We start from the raw sequence: 20,286 nt of genomic DNA on the forward strand, positions 1-20,286 counted from the left end.
GGTAAATAAGTTACTGCGTCAGGGGCACGTATGCGCTGCCGTAGCTTGGTCGCTTCCACGCAGGGGAGTCGCGCGCACCCAAAAGGAGCAAATCCTCCAGAGGCAGCGCTCGGCGTCAGTTCCAGCGGTCCCAATGGCAGTAACTCAGATACAGGGAAAATAGACAGACTCTGGAGTTATCCGTGAAGCACATCCAACATCCTCGTAAGGCCCCCACCCAGACTCGTTCGAAAATGATGGTCGAGGCCATCCTCGAAACCACTGCCAACGTGGTGGTCAAACATGGCTATGCTGGGACCAATACCAACCTGGTCGCGCAGCTGGCCGGCGTCAGCGTCGGATCGGTCTATCAGTATTTCCCCAACAAAGACTCACTGATAGCCGCCCTGCACTATCGCAAGGTCAAGGCCACTCACGAAGCCATCCAAGGCCTTCTGACCCGCTCAGACATCTCCAGCCTGCAAGGGCATATCGAGCACTTGGTACGAGCCTTCCTGACCCCACATACGAAGGAGCCGGAGCTGCATCGACTGCTGGAGCAAGAGTTCTCGTTCTTGAATGATCAGACGACCGAGGATGCGTATAAAGCGGAAATCCCGCTAATGGTGCAGGACCTGCTGGGGCGCTGGGCCGACCAACTGGTGCAAAACGATATCCAGCTGGCCGCCTGGCTAGTGACCCGGATGATCAGGTCACTGATACATGCCTATGTGATCGAATGCCCCGATTTTTGCCCCAAGGCTATCGAAAAAGCCATCTGCGACTCAGTCATGGGCTATCTGTGCGGGACAGCCAACAACACTTCGCTACTGGTTTCCCGCGCGCGACGGATTGCAAAAAACCGCACCAACGCCCGCATGGCGCACTCATGCGCCCCCGCGGCGTGACGCCTGCACCGCGCACAATTGCTCATAACGATTGAGCAGTCGCCTGGATTGTAGATAGCTTGGCACCTCAACAATTAGCCCATCCACTTCTGCCCGCACCTTACCGCCACTGGCAGCCTGTTCGAAGGCCTCGATCTGGCGAACTGACAACTCGGCATCGGCACTTGTCGGTGTCAGATAGCGATTGGCAACGGCCACGTGATCCGGATTGACCACACCTTTTGCCTGATAACCGATAGAGCGCGCAACGCGCATGTCCGCTTCGGCGCCCTCGTCATCAGCAAAGGTATAGGGCGAATCAATCGCCAGGACTCCGGCAGCAGCGCATTCAAGGAGAAAACGGGATCGGGGATAGAACAGCTCGGTCCCTTCTCTACTGCGCCCGGCACCGAGGTCAGCGACCATATCTTCAGTCGCTACCAGCATTCCCTTGATTCGCGGGCTCGAATGCGCGATATCGATCGCTCGCACCACACCCAGGGCGGTTTCGATGTTCGGGACAATCAGCGTTGAGCCCTGCTTGATCGAAAGCATCGACTCCAGCCGGGTAATTTGCTGGTCCAACTCGATCATCTGTTCAGTGGATTCGACTTTCGACATCATGATGATTGCCGGCCGGCCGACCATAACCGCACTTAGATCATCATGGCCGCACGTTTCGAAGGGATTGATGCGCACCGAAGTGATACGCCCGCACTCGCGCCAATGGTCCATGACTCTCGCCGATAATGCGCGGGCCTCTGCGCGCCTGGCCGGCGGCGTGAAATCTTCCAGCTCCTGTACCAGGACATCGGCACCCGTTTGCAGTGCCGCATGCAGCGCGACCTCTTCTGCGCCTGGTACAAACAAGAACGTACGGCATAGCGCCAACGGGTTTTCGGGGGACATAGCCATAGCATCTTCCTGATGATCTGTTGGGTTGAGAGAGGAAAAAATACGAGGTACTTCTAGAGCATGGTCAGGCCGCCATCCACCGGAATAGTCACACCACTGACAAATGAGGCTTTGCCGGACAACAACCACGCGATAACCTCGGCGGCTTCGTTCGCCGAGCCTTCACGACGCAATGCGGTCATCTCATGCAAACGCTGCAACTGGCCATCCTGACGAGTGGTGTCATCGAGCATCGGGGTACGAATCACGGCGGGGGCGACACAATTGACGTTAATACCTCGAGGGCCCAATTCGCGGGCAAGGCCCTTGGTCATGGTCACCACCGCGCCCTTGCTGGCGGCATAGGCCAGAGTCCCGGCCAAGCCACCACCGCGCAGCCCGGCGACACTGGCCACAGTGCAGATGCGAGCACCCGGGCTCATTCGCGGCACAGCCAATTGCACGACACTGAAGGTGCCGATCAGGTTGATATCCATCAGTGTTCGGAAACGCGCAGCCGTGAGCGAATCAAAAGGTGAGGTATCGACTACCCCGGCACAGGTTGCCAGGGCGTCTATCCGACCCTGCCAATCATCGATCTGCTGGAACACCCGAGCCAGCGCCTGCTCGTTACAGACATCGGCAACAAACCCGCGGTGCTGGCTACCCAGCCCACCGATCGCTTCCTCCAGCCCCTGCGCATTCATGTCCAGGCCTGCGACCAAAAATCCCAACTGGTGCAAGTGTCGTGCAGTGGCTGCGCCAATGCCGCTGGCGGCGCCAGTCACTACGGCCACGGGTTGTGATGAAGACATCTGAGCGGGACTCCTTGAGCATTCCGTTGCGGGTCGGCGTGAGCCTTGATCAGGTACCCACCCACTCGACTGGACGAGCCAGAACGAGCGCTTATGCTAAAAGAACCCGGACAGCCTCACTACTCGCATGCCAAACAGACAGCCCTTGGTTAATACAGCAGTCTAAAGCGACTTATTACTCGCATTTATTTTCTACTCGGTCGTTAATGTGTATTGTCCGACAATAGGAATACAACACCGTTCCTGAAAATGCGAGTACGCCAGTCTTATACGGACTGAAGTTGCTCTTCTGTTTACGCGCCCCTCAGATGAAACAAGACCGAGAACAGCGACTCTGCGCTACCTATCGATAGGTCCGCGCTCGCCAAGTTGGAAGTTTCGTCAGTCTTTTCGAGCGCAACGGAATGCGAGTAGCCACACTAATACCTGTGCCGTAGCATGAGTAACAAGTTGTGACAAGCGCTGAGAGAGCCTAGAACTATTAGTCATCAAAGCGTCATAAAGTTCAATGCTTTGATGAACACACCAACGCTTCTCACCAGCACAACTCAGATGTCTCACTAAGCCAAGAGGGTACTGCAATGGGCAACAATGGATTTGATACCGTCATCGAAGTTAAATATCGCGACACCGACTCGATGGGTCATGTAAGCAGCCCTGTTTACTACGACTACTTGCAGCACGCTTACCTGAGCTACATGCACAACCTGCTGAACCTGCCGAAGGATCAAAAGCTTCCGCACATCATGGTCAAGACCTCCTGCGAATATGTTAAGCCAGCGGTCTATGGCAACATCGTGACTGTCACCAGCCGTGTTATCGAGTTCGGCAACAAGAGCTTCGAGATGGAGCACATCATGCACCTTAGCGATGCAGGGAAAACCACTGTCGCTAAAGGCCTGTCCAAACATGTGATGTTCGACTACGCGGGCAATCGCACCATCACCGTCCCCGACGAATTCAAAAACCAGGTTCTGGCCTTCCAGGAGTAGTGATCGAAACCCGACCACGACTCGAACATTGATCGCTGGCCGATGCCACCAGGCCGGCGTCTAGGGTGTATTGATAGGTAACGCAAATATGCTGCTGTCCTGGACTACCGAACAACGAAGCCTGCTCGAGAAATACCGTGAAATCGGCGGGCAACTGGCAAGTGCAAACAAAGGCACACCGGTTGGGTTTGACCATGCCGGTTGGAGCCGCCTCTGCGAGGAGGGACTATGGAAACTGGTAATTCCATCCAGTCACGGCGGCACGGGAGAAGACTGGTGGGGCTTCACTGCAGCGCTTGAAGGGCTGGCCTCTTCGATCCGCACACCAGAGCTGCTGCTCTCGGTCATCGCTCAGGCCGGTATGGTTCGGGCGTTGATGCTGTATGGCAGCGAAAGCCAGAAGGACCGATACCTTCAGGCGATTCTCAACGGCGCAATCAGCGCCACCGGGATCGCCGAACCTGGCACCGGTACCGACGTCAGAAGCATCGACAGCACGCTCAGCCCTACCGCCGACGGCTACAGCCTGACCGGCAGCAAATACAATATCGCTCACGCACCGATCGCCGACTTCATGCTGATCGTGACCAAACTGGCCGATATGCCAAAGCACAATATCGCGCTGGTCCTGCTCGACGGCGACATGCAAGGCCTGAGCAGAGGCGAGCCGGATGACAAGCTCGGCAACAAGAATCTACCTACCGGCCCGCTGTACTTCGACAACGTTCAGGTACAGGCTTGCCAAGTACTGGGCAAAGCCGGTCGCGGCCTGCAACAACTGATCGACATTATTTCTTTGGGCCGACTTTATTACGGTCTGGTGGCAGTCAACCTGCCAACGCCTTATGTTGCCGAGGCCGTGCGCTACGCCGCCGAGCGACAAAGCTTCAATAGTTCAATCGACAGCCACCAATATGTACAAAAGCGCCTGATCAATATGACCATTGGCATGGAGCGCAATCGCTGGATGGTCTATGCCGCGCTGTACCAACTTCTTAATGGTCATCCGCAGGCGTTGATGAGTTGTTCCATCGCTAAACTTACCAGTGCCCAAGACTTGATAGAAACTGCACTAAGTCTGGTAAAACTGTATGGCAGTATCGGCTATCACGAAGGTGGCATCGCCACCTTTGTTAAAGATGCTCTGGGCTTTGCCAGTGTCGGCGGCACAGAAGAAATGCATCAAAAAAATATATTCAATCAAATGCTTCGACTGGCATCCCATACAGAATAACAAAACAGCAATGCAGCCAACTTAATAGCCGGTTGATCCTGCGCACTCTAAACAGTGTGCTGTCGGCTTTAGGTTGAGCTGTGACGTCTTATCGAATGCATAACACTGCGTGCGACGTTGTATCAGCCTCACTGCGTGGTTAACGGCCGCGTGCCGGTACAACCAATTGCATCAATGATGAGTGGCTTGAGATGAATAGCGAGAACATTCTTTTCTCTGTGGATCAAGGTGTCGCTGTCGTGGTTCTGAATCGTCCGGACCAATTCAACAGCTTTACCGCAGACATGCACGAGCAACTGCGCCAAGCGTTGGCTCTGGTTCGGCAAGATCCAGGTATTCGCGCCCTGTTGCTGACCGGCAAAGGCCGGGCGTTTTGCGCCGGGCAGGATCTGGCGTCGTTGCAGATAAATCCTGACGGAACACCAGCAAACCTGGGCGACCTGCTCGAGCATGACTACAACCCGCTGATCAGAGCCTTGCGTGACCTGCCAATTCCGGTGATCTGCGCCGTCAACGGCGTAGCCGCCGGAGCTGGAGCCAGTATCGCTCTTACCGCCGACCTGGTCATCGCGGCCCGCAGCGCCAGTTTTATTCAGGCCTTCGGCAAGGTTGGCCTGATACCCGATTCAGGCGTCAGCTGGGTACTTCCACGCCTGATCGGCAGCGCTCGAGCCAAAGCGCTGTTTATGTTGGGCGAGCGCATCAGCGCCGAGCAAGCACAACAGTGGGGAATGATCTGGCGTTGCGTAGATGACAGTGAGCTTGCAGACGAAGCGCTGCTGCTGGCTAGGCACCTTGCCACGCAACCGACCTACGCTCTCGGTCTGCTCAAGCGCTGCATGGATTTAAGCCAGCAACACAGCCTGGATCAGCAGCTTGAAACGGAACGCGAGTTGCAGACGCTGGCAGGGCAAAGCGAGGACTTCAGTGAAGGCCTCAACGCTTTTATCGAGAAGCGCAGCACTCACTTCAAGGGTCGTTGAAAATGGACGCAATCGCACGTTTGGACACTGCGGTCAGACCGCTGCTCAATACTCACGATGACGCACTTGAACACGCGTCGATCGACCAACTGCGGCACCACCAGTTGCAACGTTTGCGATGGAGCCTGTCACACGCCTACACCAACGTCCCGTGGCATCGCCAGCAGTTCCATGATTTGGGGGTTCACCCTTACGACCTGAACAACCTGGAAGATCTGGCACGCTTCCCGTTGACCAGCAAAGCCGAGCTGCGCGAGCACTACCCTTTCGGGCTGTTCGCCGTGCCCATGGAGCAAGTGGTTCGTCTGCACGCCTCCAGTGGCACCACCGGCAAACCGACAGTGGTCGGTTACACCCGCAACGACATCGATGTCTGGGCCTCACTGGTGGCCCGCTCGATTCGCGTGGCGGGCGGGCACAGCGGCGACCGTATTCACATTGCCTACGGTTACGGCCTGTTCACCGGTGGCCTGGGCGCACATTACGGTGCGGAGAAACTCGGCTGCACGGTTATCCCGATGTCTGGCGGGCAGACCGCTCGACAAGTCCAACTGATCCAGGATTTCCGTCCCGACATCATCATGGTCACGCCGTCTTACATGCTCAACATCGCCGAAGAAATCGAGCGTCAGGGTATCGCCACCGAAGATCTGTCACTGCGGGTCGGCATCTTTGGTGCAGAGCCGTGGAGCGCGCAGATGCGTAGCGAGCTGGAACAACGGCTCGGCATTCAGGCACTGGATATCTATGGATTGTCCGAGCTGATGGGACCGGGCGTTGCCATGGAATGCCTGGACACCAAAGACGGCCCGACACTTTGGGAAGACCATTTCTACCCTGAAATCATCGACCCCGACACCGGCGCGGTATTGCCCGACGGGCAGTTCGGTGAGCTGGTGCTGACCTCGCTCAGCCGCGAGGCACTGCCGATGATTCGTTATCGCACCCGTGACCTGACCCGACTGTTGCCAGGCACCGGTCGAGCCATGCGTCGCCTGGACAAAATCACCGGTCGTAGCGACGACATGCTGATCATCCGCGGGGTCAACGTGTTCCCGACGCAGATCGAGGAACAACTGCTCAAGCAGGCGCCGCTGAGCCCGATCTATGAGCTGCACATCTATCGCAGCGGCAACCTCGACAGCCTTGAAGTGCATGTCGAACTGCGCCCGGAGCACGCCGCGCTGAGCGAGCCTGAGCGGGATGCGCTGTGTCGCGAATTCGGCCATCAGATCAAGGTCCATGTCGGCATCAGCACGCAGATCAAGTTACAGCCCCACCACACGCTCAAGCGCTCGGAAGGAAAGGCTTGCCACGTCTTCGATCGACGCGGCGAGTACTGATTGCGCACCTCACACGTCTTCGACTCACACGAGGAACCGCTCATGCAATCTTCATCGCAAAAGGATTTCGGCTCGACCCACGAGTCTGACGAAGAAGCCGCCTTTATGGAAAAAATCCAGGCTGAAGTGAAAATAGAGCCCGACAACTGGATGCCCGCCGGCTACCGAAAATCACTGATCCGTCAGATATCCCAACATGCCCACTCGGAAATCGTCGGCATGCTCCCGGAAGGCAATTGGGTCACCCGCGCGCCAACGTTCAAACGCAAGCTGCAACTCATGGCGAAAATCCAGGATGAAGCCGGTCATGGCCTGTACCTGTATTGCGCCGCAGAAACACTCGGCGCCGACCGCGACCAGGAGATCGCCCGCTTGCATGCCGGGCAAGCCAAGTACTCGAGCATTTTCAACTACCCAACGCCGAGCTGGGCCGATGTCGGCACCATCGGCTGGCTGGTCGACGGCGCCGCGATCGTCAATCAGGTAGTCCTGCAACGGACCTCCTACGGCCCCTATGCACGGGCCATGGTGCGGATCTGCAAAGAAGAAAGTTTCCATCAGCGCCAAGGCTACGAGCTGCTGTTGGTGATGATGAAACAAGGCACAGAGGCACAGAAGGCAATGGTTCAGGATTCAATCAATCGCTTCTGGTGGCCGGTGCTGATGATGTTCGGGCCAAGTGACGCGCACTCGCCCAACAGCGCGCAATCGATGGCCTGGAAGATCAAACGCAACAGTAACGACGAGCTGCGTCAGCGATTCATTGACCAGACCATCGCGCAACTGGAATTCCTCGGTTGCACAGTCCCGGACCCGGACCTTAAGTGGAACGCCGGACGCGGTCACTACGACTTCGGTGAGATCCAGTGGGATGAGTTCTACCACGTACTCGAAGGTAATGGTCCCTGCAATCAAGAGCGCCTTGATACCCGCCGCCAAGCCTTCGAAGAAGGTAGCTGGGTACGCCAGGCGGCAGCCGCCCACGCTCGCAAACAACAAGAAAAAAACCGAGAGGCCGCGCATGTCTGAATGGTCCCTGTATGAGGTCTTCGTGCGCAGCAAGCACGGCCTCAACCACAAACATGTTGGCAGCGTGCACGCCACCGATGCGTGCATGGCCATCGAAAACGCTCGCGAGCTCTACACCCGGCGCAATGAGGGCATCAGCCTGTGGGTGGTCGCGGCGGAACAGATCACCGCTTCCAACCCGCAAGACAAGGAGATGCTGTTCGAACCGTCTCAGGACAAGGTTTATCGGCACGCCAGTTTTTATGAGCTGCCCGACGAAGTGGGGCATATGTGAGCCAGATCATGAATCAAACCGACGAGCTAATCGACTATCTGCTGCAAATGGGTGACAGCGCATTGATCACCGGCCAGCGCCTGTGCGAGCTGTGCGGGCATGCCCCGGCCATTGAGGAAGAACTGGCGCTGATGAATGTCGGCCTCGACCTGGTCGGCCAGGCTCGCAACTGGCTGGAGTACGCTGCCGAGCTGCTCAATGACGGGCGCAATGCCGACCGCTTGGCGTTCCTGCGCGGTGAACATCTGTATCGCAATCTGCTGTTGGTCGAACAGCCCAACGGAGACTATGCGCAAACCTGCGTGCGCCAATTTCTGTATGACGCCTGGCACTTTCATCGGCTGCAGGGTTTGCAGAACTCCAGCGACAAGATGGTCGCCGCTATCGCCAACAAAGCCCTGAAAGAAGTTACCTACCACCTGCGCCGCTCCAGCGAGTGGATGCTGCGCTTGGGCGACGGCACCGACTACAGCCATCAACGGATGCAGAGCGCGCTGGATCAGCTGTGGCGCTTCACTCATGAACTGTGCACGGTCAGCGACCGCGAGCAGCGTCAGTATCAAGTCGGTTTGAGCAGCGATCCCCAACTGCAGGTGAACGCCTGGCGCGAGACCGTAGAGGGCATCCTCGCCCGCGCAACCCTGAAGCTGCCGCCGCCTGCGCGCTACTTCTACTTGAGTGGCATCGAGGGACGGCACACGGAAAACCTCGGCCCGCTTTTGGCGACCATGCAGTCTCTACCACGAGCTTACCCAGATGCACGCTGGTGAGCTGATCGCGTCCGACTGGTGTGGTCGTCGGGCGAAGGCCGAGGACCTGCCAAACGCCTGGTCGCTCATGGCACAGGTGATGGACCCGGAAGTGCCGGTGGTCAGCCTGGTCGACCTGGGCATCGTGCGCGACATTCTGTTCCAGGACGGCCGGCTGAAGGTGGTGCTGACACCCACCTATTCCGGCTGTCCAGCGACCGAAATGATCGAGCAACGTGTGCGCCAGGCGCTGGAATGCGCAGGCTATGCCACGCCCTATCTGGAACAGCGACTGGCGCCAGCCTGGAGCTCGCAATGGATCACCAACCAGGGCCGGCAACGCCTGCTGGACTACGGCATCGCCCCGCCACAGGAGAAATCCGGCCCGGTGCCCTGCCCGCAATGTGCGAGTCTCGATACCGAAACCGTCAGCGAGTTTGGCTCGACCGCCTGCAAGGCGTTGTACCGGTGCCGCCGTTGCAAAGAGCCCTTCGACTACTTCAAGTGCATTTGAGTCTGTAGCTGACTCAGGAGAAATCCATGAACACCTTTCACCCACTGGAGGTCCGGGACATTCGGCGCGAAACCCGCGATGCGGTTTCGATTCTCTTCAATGTGCCCGGGGCATTGCGCGACACCTTCCAGTTTCAGCAGGGCCAGTACCTCGTACTGCGCACGCAACTGGATGGCGAAGAAATCCGCCGCTCCTACTCGATTTGCAGCGCTCCACATGAAAACGAGCTGCGGGTGGCGGTCAAGCAAGTCAGCGGCGGGCGCTTCTCCGAGTTCGCCAATCAAACGCTGGTCGTCGGCGATTATCTGGACGTCATGGCGCCAAGCGGCAATTTTTTTGTCGAGCTGGACGCGCAACGTCACGGCCGCTATCTGGGCATCGCCGCCGGCAGTGGCATCACGCCTTTGCTGTCGATCATCAAGACCACGCTCGAGCAGGAACCGCATAGTCAGTTCACCTTGCTCTATGGCAATCGCTCCAGTTCCGGGACGCTGTTTCGCGAACAACTGGGAGACCTGAAAGACCGCTATCTGGAACGCCTGAAGCTGATCTTCGTGATGAGCCGCGAGCGCCAGGATGTCGACCTCTATAACGGTCGCCTGGATGGGCAAAAATGCCGGCAATTCTTCACTCGCTGGATCGATGTCGCAGCGTTGGATCATGCGTTTATCTGCGGCCCGCATGCGATGACCATTGAGGTTCAACAAGCGTTGATCGAGCACCAGCTTGACCCCGCACGAGTGCACTGCGAACTGTTCGCCAGCCCATCAGCCGGCCGCAAACAGGCCGTTCGCGAGGCCGCCCCGACAGACACCGTCAGAACCAGCCTGATCACCGTGATCAGCGATGGCAACAGCCTGGCCTTCGAGCTCCCGCGCAACACCCTGAGCATTCTCGACGCCGGCAACCAGAACGGCGCAGAACTACCCTACGCCTGTAAGGCCGGGGTCTGTTCGACCTGCAAGGCCAGGTTGGTCGAAGGTGAAGTGGAGATGGACAGCAACTTCGCCCTTGAAGATTACGAGATCGAAGCAGGCTTCGTTCTCTCATGCCAATGCTTTCCCCTTTCTGATCGAGTAGTGCTGGACTTCGATCAACTTTGAAACCCTACAACAAGAAAACTGTTCCGCTGCTGCAGCACTTTTAGCACCGCCCTTTTCTGGTACCTGCGTGACTAAGCCGCCTTTGAACTGCCTTTAGCGCAGAGAAGACTCGACTCATCAAGGAACTCTGAGGAAAAACGAATCATGGACATGACTATTGGTGATTTTTTATTGCGACGCTTGCGCGAATTCGGCATTCGTCATCTGTTCGGCGTACCCGGGGATTACAACCTGGCATTCCTCGAACAGGTCGAGTACTCGAACGAAATAGAGTTCATCGGCAATTGCAATGAACTCAACGCTGCCTATGCCGCGGACGGCTATGCCCGGACCCAGGGCTTTGGCAGCGTATTGACCACCTATGGCGTCGGCGATCTGAGTGCGCTAAATGGCATCGCCGGCGCCTACGCCGAACGCGTACCGGTGATTCTGATCTCCGGCATGCCGCCCCTGCATGCGATTCTCGACCGCGCGTTGTTGCACCACACGCTGGTCGACGGCAACTACGACAACGTGATGATCACCCTGCGCGAGTTCACAGTGGCGCAAGCCCGCATCACGGTGGAAAACGCTGCAGCGGAAATCGACCGGGTGTTGCTGACCTGTTATCGAGAGCGACGACCGGTTTATCTACAGCTACCGTCGGACCTCGCCACGCTGCAAATCGAAGTGCCTGAGCATCCATTGCAGTTGACCGAAACCCGCAGTGATCCGAACCAACTAAAGGAAGTGGTTGAGCAGATCGTCCAGCGCCTTTCACACGCCAGCACGCCGACGCTATTGGTGGATGCAGATGTCTCGCGTTTTGGTCTGACCGGCTTGGTGCAGAGCCTGGCTGAAACGCTGAATGTGCCATTTGCAACCATGGCACCAGCCAAGGCCATGCTGCCAGAATCGCATCGTCTGTTTCTCGGGACCTACGTCGGCGCTGGTTCGGCTCCGAGCGTACGTGAAGCGATTGAAAACTCAGACTGCGTGATCAGCATCGGCGCTCGATTTACCGACACGAGCACGGGTCTGTTTTCGCAAAAATTCAGAGCCGGCTCGTTGATTCAGCTGCACCCCTATGCCGTATCCCTCAACCGTGTCCACTACACCGCCGTATCGGTGCGCCAAGTGCTGGCGGGCGTCCTTCAGCTGGCCACGAAGCGCCTCCAGGCCTGGCCGATGCGCGAGTTGCGCGAGCAACGTTCAGTCACGCCGTTCGAGCCACAACCGGATGCCAAGCTGAGCCAACTGCGCTTCTGGCAACGCATCAGTCACTTCATAAAACCGGGCGATCTGATCATCGCTGAAAGTGGCACTTCTTCAGCTGGCCTCAACGGTTTGAGCCTGCCGGAAGATGTCACCTTCATTTCCCAGCCGATCTGGGGCGCTATCGGTTTCACTCTGCCGGCCCTGCTCGGCTCGCTAGTGGCCCAACCGCAACGCCGGCAGATGCTGTTCATCGGCGACGGTTCGATCCAGATGACCGTGCAGGAGCTGTCATCGATTCTGCGTCGCGACCTCAAGCCGATTATTTTCCTGATCAACAACGACGGCTATACCATCGAGCGCCTGATACTCGGCGAGAACTCCAGCTACAACGACGTCAACCGCTGGCGTTACGCCGAGCTGCCGTATGTACTGGACACGCGCAATCGCTCTCGACGGCTGATCGTTCACACCGAAGATCAATTGGAGGCCGCTGTCGAACAGGCAGCGACAGCCAACGAGCTGGTGTTTATCGAAGTGATGATGGAGCGGATGGATGCCCCTGAGTCGCTCAAGCGTTTCGCGAAGATGTTTGCCGACTTCGATTTCGGTCCCATTCCCAAAGCGACCGAAACGTTGTCGATGGCAGTCTGAGCCAAAGGCATCGGCGGTGGTCACCGCCCATGCCTTCTTGCCTCCAGTGACCTTCAACGGTCACCCTCTGCATCAGGCGATGGAACGAACCACGCCACCATCGACACGCATCGCCGCACCGTTGGTTGCACTGGCTTGAAGCGACGCCAGATAGACCACCAGATTCGCCACTTCTTCAGTCGTCGCCAAACGCTTGATCAGCGAGCTTGCGCGATGTTGCGCGATGAAACTCTTCTCCAACTGCTCAGACGGCACGCCTTGTTCTTCGGCCATCTGCGCGAAGAAACCGCCGACACCTTCAGAGCGCGTTGGCCCCGGCAGTACCGCGTTGACCGTCACACCGGTGCCGGCCAGCGTTTCCGCCAGTCCACGAGAGATTGCCAGCAGCGCGGTTTTGGTGGTGCCGTAATGGACCATTTCAGCCGGAATCTGCAACGCCGATTCACTGGACAGGAACAACACCCGACCCCAGCCACGTTCAGCCATGGCCGGCGCATAGTGACGTGACAGACGCACTGCGCTCATCACGTTGACGTCGAAAAAACGCTGCCAGTCGGCATCGGTAATATCAAAGAAACCCTTGGGCTCGAAGATCCCCAGGTTGTTCACCAGGATGTCGACATTCGAGATTTTGGAGAACAGTTCCTGCGCGCCTTCCACGGTTCCCAGATCGGCTGCAAGACCGATCAGCCGAGCACCCGGCAGTCGGCTCAGAATGTGCTCGATAGCCTTGCGCACCCTCTCCTCGCTGCGCCCGTTGATGACCACTTCAGCACCCGCCTCGGCCAGACCGAAAGCAATAGCCAGACCAATACCGGCCGTGGAACCACTGACGATCGCGCGCTTTCCGTGCAACGATATGTTCATGCTTACTTCCTCCGATAGATGATGTAACGACACAAAAGGCGGACTCAAGGTCCGCCGTAATTGATTCGAAAAGCCTGGCGCCTCAATGAGTGGTACCGGCATCAGCCGTTGCCAGCGGATAAATCGACTGCCAGCCGCCACCTAGTGATTTATAGAGCCCAACCATGGCCAACGAGACCGTGGTCGAGCTTTCCACCAGTTGTTCCTGATTCGCCAACAAGGCGCTCTGAACCGTCAGCACGTTGAGGAAATCCACCACCCCTTCGACGTACTGGCTTTGCGCAGTTTCCAGCGCAATCCGATTCTGCCGCACCGCTTCGGCCAGTCGGTCACGTCGCAGTTGGCTGGCGTTGTACAAGGTCAGCACATCATCAATTTCATGCCAGGCCCGAAGCACCACCTGTTGGTAATCGAGCGCCGCTTCCTGTTGTTGCGCCTCGCGCAACTTGACCATCCCACGCAAACGTCCACCCTCGAAAATCGGCAGGCTCAACTGTGGGCCGATAGCAAATTGGCGCGAGCCCCAGGACCCGAAATCCGATAGCTGCATCGACTGGAAACCAACGTTGCCGGACAGACGAATGCGCGGATAGAAATCACCTTTGGCCACTCCGATCCCAGCCGTCGCGGCATGCAGACGGGCTTCGGCTTGACGAATATCCGGACGACGCTCGGCCAGCTCCGACGGCAAGCCAATTGCGAAGTTTTGTGGGGTTTGCGGTACTGGCGCCGGTCGTTCCAATTCGGCCTGCAAGGCTCTTGGTGGCTCGGCCAACAGCAGGCTCAACGCATTGATCAACTGTGCCTGACGCTGTTCGAGCGACGGTAAGCGAGCTTCGACTGCGGCGACCTGCGCAGCGGCTTCAGCCACATCCAGATTGGTCGCGATGCCATCAGCCAAACGCATCTGCGACAGCTTCAGGCTGTGCCGGGAAACATCCAGGTTCTCGCGAGTGACCGCGAGGGTGCTCTGCACGCCGCGCAGCTGAATGTAATCGCGAGCGGTCTCGGCCAGAATCGACAGCAGGACCATGCGCCGGTCGTTCTCAGCCACCTCGACCGATGCATCGGCCACTTCCACTTCGCGTTTGACCCGGCCCCACAAGTCTAGCTCCCAGGCAGCGGTGAAATCGCCCTCCCAGAGATTGAAGGCAGACTTGCCGCCCTTGCCCGAAGGGTCACTCAGGCCCTTGCTGCTGTTGCGTGCCCGCTCATAGCCGACACCGGCATCAAGGCTCGGATATTGATCGGCGGCGATGGTCTGGCGCGCCGCTCGACTCTGCTGCAGACGAGCACTGGCGATTTTTACATCGAGGCTGCTGGTGACAGCACGGCGAGCCAGGGCAGACAACTGCGTATCGTGAAAGATGTCCCACCAGCGTTCTTCAACCGGCGAAGCCTCTGGGCGACTGACGGCAGCCTGGCCTTGCAGCAAGGGCCACTTTGCGTTATCTGGCCCCTGAGGCTTCTGAAAGTCCGGACCGACGCTGCAAGCCGAGAGCATCAACACGCTCGACAACAATAATGGTTGAACAGGGAAAGTCCGACTCATCGAAGGGTGACCTCTTTACGTGCGTCGTTGCCCTGCGGGTCCTGCGTCTCGATACTGGCTTCCACCGACATGCCCACACGCAGGCGGTTCGCCAACGGTTGATCGGCATCCAGCGCAATCTTCACCGGTATCCGCTGCACGACTTTGGTGAAGTTGCCCGTCGCATTGTCCGGTTTGACCGAAGCAAAGGTCACCCCGGTCGCCGGCGCAATACTTTCGACCCGACCGGTGAGGCTCTCGCCACTAAAGGTGTCGACGCGGATCTTCACTGGCTGCCCTGGCTGCACATGTGTCAACTGGGTTTCCTGGAAGTTGCCAACCACATAGGCCCGCTCCAGAGGAACAATCGCCATGATCTTCGCGCCTGGATTGACATAGGCCCCGACACGCGCAGCACGTTCACCGACTACACCATCCAGCGGTGCCACAAGACGGGTGTAGGACAGATCAAAACGGGCCCGCTCCAAGGATGCCAACGCATGTTTGTGGCCTCCGTCGGCACTGTCGAGCTGGGCCTTGAGGATATCCACCTGTTTGCGCGAAGCGGCCAAGGCAGCGGTCGAATTGGCCAAGCGGGCGCTGGCTTGATCCACCCGGCTGCGGGCCTGCTGAGCATTTTGCACGGTGCCGGCGCCCTGGCCTGCGAGATGGTTGTAGCGCGTCAGTTCGTGCTCCGCGAAAGCTTGCTCAGCCTTGTCGGCAGCCATCATGGCCTGCGCCTGAGCGATCAATGACGACTGGCGTTCCAGCGTAGCTTTCGCGTTTTGAAACTGCGCCTGCGACACCAGTGACTGTGCCTCGGCCGCCTGGAGCGCAGCCTGGTAGTCACGATCATCGATGACCACCAGCAATTGACCGGCCTTCACCGGCTGGTTGTCCTCGACCAGCACCTGACTGATAAAACCCGAAACCTTCGGCGCCACCAACGTGTAATCCGCCGTGATAAACGCATCGTTAGTGGTTTGCAGCGAGCCGGAACCAAACAGGCGCGGCGCTGCCAGGTAGATGACCCCGCCAAGAGCAACCAAGGCAACTGTGTACAAGGCAATTTTCTGATTTTTACTCGTAGTCATAACGACTTTCTCTCTGAATGGAACGCTATGCCACCGCACGAGGTGGATAGATCCGGGAAGGCATCAACGGGATCAACAGAATCAAGGCCAGTGCCAGCAACGCCATGCAGTAGTACAAGTCCGAAGACGTCAGTACGACCGCCTGTTCGTGGATGCGATGGGCAAGCCCTGCAGCGTCGCTGTCTGCCAAAGGCGAGTTGCCCAGGCGATCGACCAGCATGGTTGAGTGGAAATGCAGCCGCGCCGTGGTCAACGCCTCCAGCACGCCGGTAGCAAGGACCGCCGAAAAACCTTTGACGGTGTTGAACCAGGCGGAAGCGAACGGGCCGTCTTGCGGCGCCAGGCCGCCGGTAGCGAGCATCAGCAACGGGATCACCGCCATCGGCTGACCAAACACCTGGAACAGCTGCAAGATGTAGAAGTTGTCACGAATCCACTCGGAAGTGATTTGCGTGCCGCCAGCACAGGCCAGCGCCAGCAATCCAAGACCGATTGCCAGAACCCATCGGCAGTCGACCCGACGGATGTTGCACAAGGCCGCCACCAGCGGTAACGCCAGCAACTGCGGCAAGGCCACCATCAGCAATACCGGCGCAGTTTGTACCGGGCGATAACCCTGCACCTGAGCCAGGTAGCTGGAAGGGATGATGATCACCCCCAGCAATACGATCAGCACCCCGCCGAGGGTTAGCAACGAGTGGGACAGGTTCAGGTTGGTCAGCATCTGCAATTTGAAGAACGGCAGCGGGTGCGACCATTCATTAATAAAGAACAACACCAACAGCACCAGACCGCCGCCAAGCAGCCAGCAGATCAGCGTGGACTCGAACCAGTCCAGACGATTGCCCTGGGACAGACCGATCACCAGCGCACAAATCGCCGGCAAACCGAGCAACAGGCCACGCCAGTCAAACTGTTTGAAACGCTCAAAGCGCATCGGGTCCTGCGGCAAGCCATATGCAACCGCGACCATCGCCAACAAGCAGGGCGGGACGATCTGCCAGAACGCCCATTGCCAACCGACGTATTCGGTCCACAACGCGGCCAGCGGAGTCCCCAGGCTCGGGCCGAAGGTGGCAGTCAACGCATAACTTGCCAGCCCGTAAAGCTTGACGCCGGGCGGGAGGAAACGCAGCGCGACGGTCATCAGCATCGGCGGCAGACTGCCCCCGGCCAGCCCCTGCAAAGTTCGTAACACCATCAGGCTTTCGAGGTTCGGAGCGAACGGGCAGAGAATCCCAAGCACGGTAAACGCACCGATGGCGCTGAGAGTGAAGCGACGCAGGGAGAAGGTGACCGAACACCAGGGCGCAAACGCCATGGCCGATACTGAGGTGGCAGCGTAAGTGGCGATCAACCAGGTACCTTCATCCGCACCGATATACAGCGCGCCACGAATGTCAGGCATGGCCACTTTAGTGACCATCTCGTTGAGACCGGCCACTAATACGGCAATCAGCACCCCGATCAGCCCGATCACAATACGCAGGCCAAACACTGGTGCAGCGGCCGGTGCGGGTTTCGTCACCTCCAGCGTCGGGGCCATAACAGCAGGGGCTGCGAGCGAACTCACGGGTTCACCCGTCGGCCAGCGCCCCGAAAGATAGAAAACAACACAAGGCACATTGCGTCATGACTCCAGGTAAAGGGTTACCTGGATAGTTTATGAAGACGCAATAGTTCCGAAAACTGACATATGGGAAGCTTTAAGCTGCACCCAACGCACGTATCAATCCACAGGCCGCGATAAGCCGGGGTCGTGCTCGGCCCGAAGGGGCTTGCGGCGATCCTGGAAGCGCAAGCTGCTTCAAACCCGTGGCGAGGAGTACTTGGCACAGCTCTCTTTCAACGTCTGACGCAGCCAGCGATGGGCCGAGTCGTTATCAAAGCGTGGATGCCAGGCCTGCATGACCACCACCGTCTCCAGCGCCATAGGGATACGGAACGAACGCAACGGCAAGCCCAGCCGCGAGACGCTCCACAACACATGCTCCGGCAGCGGCAGCAACAGGTCGGAATCGGGCAAGGCGAACATCGCCGAGTGAAAGCTAGGAGTGATCAACGCGACACGCCGCTGCAAGCCCATCCCGGCCAAAGCGGTATCGATCGGCCCGGTTGCACGACCGCGTCGCGACACGCTGACCTGCGCATAGGAGGCGAAACGTTTTGGCGTGATTTCTTCCTGAAAGATTGGGTGATCCACCCGGGCCAGGCCGACAAAGGTCGTGGTGAACAGGCTCTGAACTTTGATTTCCGGCCCAAGATTTCGCGTCGCACTGATATAAAGATCGATCCGCCCTTCGCGCAACGCGTCATCCTCGCCCTCGCCTTCCGGCACGAAGCGCAGCACGGTACGTGGGGCCTTTTTGCGCATGATTTCCAGCAGCTGCGCACCAAAGGCCGCGACAAATACGTCATTCGCCCGCAAGTTGTAGCAGCGTTCCAGCGTCGTCAGATCGACCTCGTCACCCGAAAGGAACACCTGCGCCGCTTGTTCGACCAGGCTGCGCACCTGAGCCCGTAATGCCAGCGCCTTGGGTGTCGGCACCAGACCACGCCCGGCGCGCACCAGAATCGGGTCACCCACTGCGCTACGTATCCGGGTCAAGGTCCGGCTCATCGCCGCGGGGCTCAAGCTCATGCGCCGGGCGGCACCGACCACACTGCCCTCGTCCAGCAGCGCATCCAGGGCCACCAGCAGATTCATATCTGGAAGATGCACAACAAACACTCCTTGTGAAAATCAATTAATCCTGGCGCAATCCTAGCAGTTTCTGACCAAACACCAATGCGCGCGAAGCCTGCGCCGTATGCAACTACAAAATGCACGACGAACCATTTACCTAAACGTACGATTTTCCAAGAATACCTGCTTTCCGTTAACTCCCGGTTGGAACAGCCATGCTTCGCTCCTTACTCGTTGCTATTGATGGTTCGCCCCAGAGCCGATCGGTCCTGGACCTGGCCGCACAGTATTCCAAGCTGGATGCCTCTCGACTCTATGTCCTGCTTTCCGTCGACAGTGCGTACACCCTGCCTTCGGAAAATGGGCACATCAAGCCTGCAGATGAGCAGGAATATCCCGCGGCCAGCAGTGAGCAACATATAGCCAATAACGCCATGCAAGAGGCCCTGGACTATTTACGGTCACTCGGGCTTGAAGCAGAAGGCGTGGTCATTGACGGAGAGCCGGCCTCTTCGATCGTTTCGCAAGCCGACCGGCTGAAGGTCGACTTGATCATCGTCGGCCACCGCCATCTTTCGCGGATCAACCGTATCTTCGACCCTTCAGTCAGCGCCCGAGTCATCGAAGTCGCCCGCTGCCCGGTGCTGGTCGATGTCCTGAATTTCGCAGGTGATATATGAAACTGGAATACCTTTTATTGGAAAAGCATGGCCATGTGGCGATGATCACCCTTAACCGCCCCGAGGTGCTGAATGCGCTTTCAGCCGGACTGAATGCCGAATTGGCGCGTCTGCTCGATCATCTGGAAACAGATGACGAAACTCACGTAGTGGTGATTACCGGCAATGAAAAGGCCTTCGCCGCCGGTGCCGATATCAAGCTAATGAAGGATTGGAGCTACATGGATGTGTACAAGGCTGACTTCGTCAGCCTTGACTGGGAACGCCTGAGCACCTTTCGCAAGCCGAGCATCGCTGCGGTTGCTGGCTATGCGCTGGGCGGAGGCTGCGAGCTGGCGATGATGTGCGATTTCATTATCGCAGCGGAAAATGCCCGCTTCGGCCAGCCAGAGATCACCCTCGGTACCATCCCCGGCGCCGGTGGCAGCCAACGACTGGCAAGGTTTGTCGGCAAATCCAAGGCCATGGACATGGTTCTGACCGGGCGCACCATGGATGCCGTCGAAGCCGAACGCTGCGGTCTGGTTAGCCGTTTAGTGCCGACTGCCTCGCTGCTCGACGAGGCACTGAAGATAGCCTCACGCATCGCTGGCTTCTCATCCCCGGTAACACTACTGGCCAAGGAAGCGGTAAACCGCGCCTTCGAAACCAGCCTGGCAGAGGGCGTACGCTTTGAACGCCGGCTGTTCCATTCGACCTTTGCTATCGAAGATCAGAAAGAAGGCATGAACGCGTTCAGTGAAAAACGCCCACCGCAGTTCAAACATCGCTAAGCAGGCAAGCA

General features: G+C 58.1%; 20 protein-coding genes. 13 read left to right on the forward strand and 7 right to left on the reverse strand.

The window, feature by feature from the left end; translation table 11 throughout:
• The first annotated feature begins 233 nt into the window (after positions 1-233).
• A complete protein-coding gene (locus tag ACIQU2_RS05400) occupies positions 234-887 on the forward strand; it encodes a TetR/AcrR family transcriptional regulator (RefSeq protein ID WP_165353247.1) in 654 nt (217 codons plus the stop codon).
• On the opposite strand, the gene ACIQU2_RS05405 is transcribed toward ACIQU2_RS05400, so the two are convergent.
• Together ACIQU2_RS05405 and ACIQU2_RS05410 are read right to left on the reverse strand one after the other, a co-directional pair.
• Positions 867-1,781 carry a CoA ester lyase gene (locus ACIQU2_RS05405; protein ID WP_347802631.1) on the reverse strand — a complete coding sequence of 305 codons (915 nt, stop codon included), beginning with the start codon at positions 1,779-1,781 and terminating at the stop codon, positions 867-869. The two genes, ACIQU2_RS05400 and ACIQU2_RS05405, sit on opposite strands and share 21 nt — an antisense overlap.
• 53 nt (positions 1,782-1,834) lie before the next feature.
• Positions 1,835-2,575: an SDR family NAD(P)-dependent oxidoreductase gene (locus ACIQU2_RS05410; protein WP_129439352.1), complete on the reverse strand. Its 741-nt coding sequence runs from the start codon at positions 2,573-2,575 to the stop codon at positions 1,835-1,837.
• 581 nt (positions 2,576-3,156) lie between these two features.
• Between ACIQU2_RS05410 and ACIQU2_RS05415 the strand changes: the two genes are divergently transcribed.
• From ACIQU2_RS05415 to ACIQU2_RS05460, 10 genes are all read left to right on the forward strand, one after another.
• Positions 3,157-3,567: a thioesterase family protein gene (locus ACIQU2_RS05415; RefSeq protein WP_129439354.1), complete on the forward strand. Its 411-nt coding sequence runs from the start codon at positions 3,157-3,159 to the stop codon at positions 3,565-3,567.
• Positions 3,568-3,655: 88 nt separating this feature from the next.
• The gene (locus ACIQU2_RS05420) at positions 3,656-4,801 is read left to right on the forward strand and encodes an acyl-CoA dehydrogenase family protein (RefSeq protein WP_403139229.1); all 1,146 of its coding nucleotides are present in this window, start codon (positions 3,656-3,658) and stop codon (positions 4,799-4,801) included.
• Positions 4,802-4,992: 191 nt separating this feature from the next.
• Positions 4,993-5,784 (forward strand): 2-(1,2-epoxy-1,2-dihydrophenyl)acetyl-CoA isomerase PaaG, encoded by a 792-nt coding sequence (gene paaG / locus ACIQU2_RS05425; RefSeq protein ID WP_129439358.1) that lies wholly within the window; start codon positions 4,993-4,995, stop codon positions 5,782-5,784.
• 2 nt (positions 5,785-5,786) lie between these two features.
• Entirely contained in the window at positions 5,787-7,127 is a 1,341-nt protein-coding gene (paaK, locus tag ACIQU2_RS05430; RefSeq protein ID WP_129439360.1) for a phenylacetate--CoA ligase PaaK, read from the forward strand.
• Positions 7,128-7,169: 42 nt separating this feature from the next.
• Positions 7,170-8,156, forward strand: coding sequence for a 1,2-phenylacetyl-CoA epoxidase subunit PaaA (gene paaA / locus ACIQU2_RS05435; RefSeq protein ID WP_347802634.1), 987 nt, complete (start codon positions 7,170-7,172; stop codon positions 8,154-8,156).
• A complete protein-coding gene (gene paaB, locus ACIQU2_RS05440; protein WP_347802635.1) occupies positions 8,149-8,430 on the forward strand; it encodes a 1,2-phenylacetyl-CoA epoxidase subunit PaaB in 282 nt (93 codons plus the stop codon). The genes paaA and paaB overlap by 8 nt, the downstream gene beginning before the upstream one ends.
• A gap of 8 nt (positions 8,431-8,438) precedes the next feature.
• A complete protein-coding gene (gene paaC / locus ACIQU2_RS05445) occupies positions 8,439-9,200 on the forward strand; it encodes a 1,2-phenylacetyl-CoA epoxidase subunit PaaC (protein ID WP_129439366.1) in 762 nt (253 codons plus the stop codon).
• Positions 9,187-9,693, forward strand: coding sequence for a 1,2-phenylacetyl-CoA epoxidase subunit PaaD (gene paaD / locus ACIQU2_RS05450; RefSeq protein WP_129439368.1), 507 nt, complete (start codon positions 9,187-9,189; stop codon positions 9,691-9,693). Before paaC ends, paaD begins: the two co-directional genes overlap by 14 nt.
• Positions 9,694-9,719: 26 nt before the next feature.
• On the forward strand, positions 9,720-10,796 hold the full coding sequence (gene paaE, locus ACIQU2_RS05455; RefSeq protein ID WP_129439370.1) for a 1,2-phenylacetyl-CoA epoxidase subunit PaaE: 1,077 nt from the start codon (positions 9,720-9,722) through the stop codon (positions 10,794-10,796).
• Between the two features lie 144 nt (positions 10,797-10,940).
• On the forward strand, positions 10,941-12,644 hold the full coding sequence (locus ACIQU2_RS05460; protein ID WP_129439372.1) for an alpha-keto acid decarboxylase family protein: 1,704 nt from the start codon (positions 10,941-10,943) through the stop codon (positions 12,642-12,644).
• Between the two features lie 72 nt (positions 12,645-12,716).
• Here the strand turns inward: ACIQU2_RS05460 and ACIQU2_RS05465 are convergent, their stop codons facing one another.
• The 5 genes from ACIQU2_RS05465 to ACIQU2_RS05485 all read right to left on the reverse strand — a co-directional run bounded on the left by ACIQU2_RS05465 (position 12,717) and on the right by ACIQU2_RS05485 (position 18,858).
• The gene (locus tag ACIQU2_RS05465) at positions 12,717-13,511 is read right to left on the reverse strand and encodes an SDR family NAD(P)-dependent oxidoreductase (RefSeq protein ID WP_403139242.1); all 795 of its coding nucleotides are present in this window, start codon (positions 13,509-13,511) and stop codon (positions 12,717-12,719) included.
• Positions 13,512-13,593: 82 nt separating this feature from the next.
• Positions 13,594-15,063: an efflux transporter outer membrane subunit gene (locus ACIQU2_RS05470; RefSeq protein WP_403139247.1), complete on the reverse strand. Its 1,470-nt coding sequence runs from the start codon at positions 15,061-15,063 to the stop codon at positions 13,594-13,596.
• Positions 15,060-16,136, reverse strand: a complete 1,077-nt coding sequence (locus ACIQU2_RS05475) for an HlyD family secretion protein (RefSeq protein WP_129439377.1) — start codon at positions 16,134-16,136, stop codon at positions 15,060-15,062. The genes ACIQU2_RS05470 and ACIQU2_RS05475 overlap by 4 nt, the downstream gene beginning before the upstream one ends.
• Before the next feature lie 25 nt (positions 16,137-16,161).
• Complete coding sequence (locus ACIQU2_RS05480; protein ID WP_403139250.1) at positions 16,162-17,709, reverse strand: MFS transporter; 1,548 nt, start codon at positions 17,707-17,709, stop codon at positions 16,162-16,164.
• Between the two features lie 234 nt (positions 17,710-17,943).
• Positions 17,944-18,858, reverse strand: coding sequence for a LysR family transcriptional regulator (locus ACIQU2_RS05485; protein ID WP_129439381.1), 915 nt, complete (start codon positions 18,856-18,858; stop codon positions 17,944-17,946).
• A 179-nt stretch (positions 18,859-19,037) separates the two neighbouring features.
• Here ACIQU2_RS05485 and ACIQU2_RS05490 point away from each other — a divergent pair, with 179 nt between their 5' ends.
• The gene (locus ACIQU2_RS05490; RefSeq protein WP_403139253.1) at positions 19,038-19,502 is read left to right on the forward strand and encodes a universal stress protein; all 465 of its coding nucleotides are present in this window, start codon (positions 19,038-19,040) and stop codon (positions 19,500-19,502) included.
• The gene (locus ACIQU2_RS05495; protein ID WP_129439385.1) at positions 19,499-20,275 is read left to right on the forward strand and encodes an enoyl-CoA hydratase; all 777 of its coding nucleotides are present in this window, start codon (positions 19,499-19,501) and stop codon (positions 20,273-20,275) included. The genes ACIQU2_RS05490 and ACIQU2_RS05495 overlap by 4 nt, the downstream gene beginning before the upstream one ends.
• Positions 20,276-20,286: the final 11 nt, after the last annotated feature.

This window comes from Pseudomonas sp. NPDC098740 (genome assembly GCF_044760065.1).
Classification (GTDB): Bacteria; Pseudomonadota; Gammaproteobacteria; order Pseudomonadales; family Pseudomonadaceae; genus Aquipseudomonas; species Aquipseudomonas rossensis.

Bases quoted from the DNA above. Each gene is read 5' to 3' on its own strand.
- paaG (WP_129439358.1), top strand. From the start codon at position 4,993: ATGAATAGCGAGAACATTCTTTTCTCTGTGGATCAAGGTGTCGCTGTC.
- ACIQU2_RS05415 (WP_129439354.1), top strand. From the start codon at position 3,157: ATGGGCAACAATGGATTTGATACCGTCATCGAAGTTAAATATCGCGAC.
- ACIQU2_RS05490 (WP_403139253.1), top strand. From the start codon at position 19,038: ATGCTTCGCTCCTTACTCGTTGCTATTGATGGTTCGCCCCAGAGCCGA.
- ACIQU2_RS05470 (WP_403139247.1), bottom strand. From the start codon at position 15,063: ATGAGTCGGACTTTCCCTGTTCAACCATTATTGTTGTCGAGCGTGTTG.
- ACIQU2_RS05465 (WP_403139242.1), bottom strand. From the start codon at position 13,511: ATGAACATATCGTTGCACGGAAAGCGCGCGATCGTCAGTGGTTCCACG.
- ACIQU2_RS05460 (WP_129439372.1), top strand. From the start codon at position 10,941: ATGGACATGACTATTGGTGATTTTTTATTGCGACGCTTGCGCGAATTC.
- paaK (WP_129439360.1), top strand. From the start codon at position 5,787: ATGGACGCAATCGCACGTTTGGACACTGCGGTCAGACCGCTGCTCAAT.
- ACIQU2_RS05410 (WP_129439352.1), bottom strand. From the start codon at position 2,575: ATGTCTTCATCACAACCCGTGGCCGTAGTGACTGGCGCCGCCAGCGGC.
- paaA (WP_347802634.1), top strand. From the start codon at position 7,170: ATGCAATCTTCATCGCAAAAGGATTTCGGCTCGACCCACGAGTCTGAC.
- ACIQU2_RS05420 (WP_403139229.1), top strand. From the start codon at position 3,656: ATGCTGCTGTCCTGGACTACCGAACAACGAAGCCTGCTCGAGAAATAC.
- paaB (WP_347802635.1), top strand. From the start codon at position 8,149: ATGTCTGAATGGTCCCTGTATGAGGTCTTCGTGCGCAGCAAGCACGGC.
- ACIQU2_RS05475 (WP_129439377.1), bottom strand. From the start codon at position 16,136: ATGACTACGAGTAAAAATCAGAAAATTGCCTTGTACACAGTTGCCTTG.
- ACIQU2_RS05405 (WP_347802631.1), bottom strand. From the start codon at position 1,781: ATGGCTATGTCCCCCGAAAACCCGTTGGCGCTATGCCGTACGTTCTTG.
- paaD (WP_129439368.1), top strand. From the start codon at position 9,187: ATGCACGCTGGTGAGCTGATCGCGTCCGACTGGTGTGGTCGTCGGGCG.
- ACIQU2_RS05400 (WP_165353247.1), top strand. From the start codon at position 234: ATGATGGTCGAGGCCATCCTCGAAACCACTGCCAACGTGGTGGTCAAA.
- paaE (WP_129439370.1), top strand. From the start codon at position 9,720: ATGAACACCTTTCACCCACTGGAGGTCCGGGACATTCGGCGCGAAACC.
- ACIQU2_RS05495 (WP_129439385.1), top strand. From the start codon at position 19,499: ATGAAACTGGAATACCTTTTATTGGAAAAGCATGGCCATGTGGCGATG.
- paaC (WP_129439366.1), top strand. From the start codon at position 8,439: ATGAATCAAACCGACGAGCTAATCGACTATCTGCTGCAAATGGGTGAC.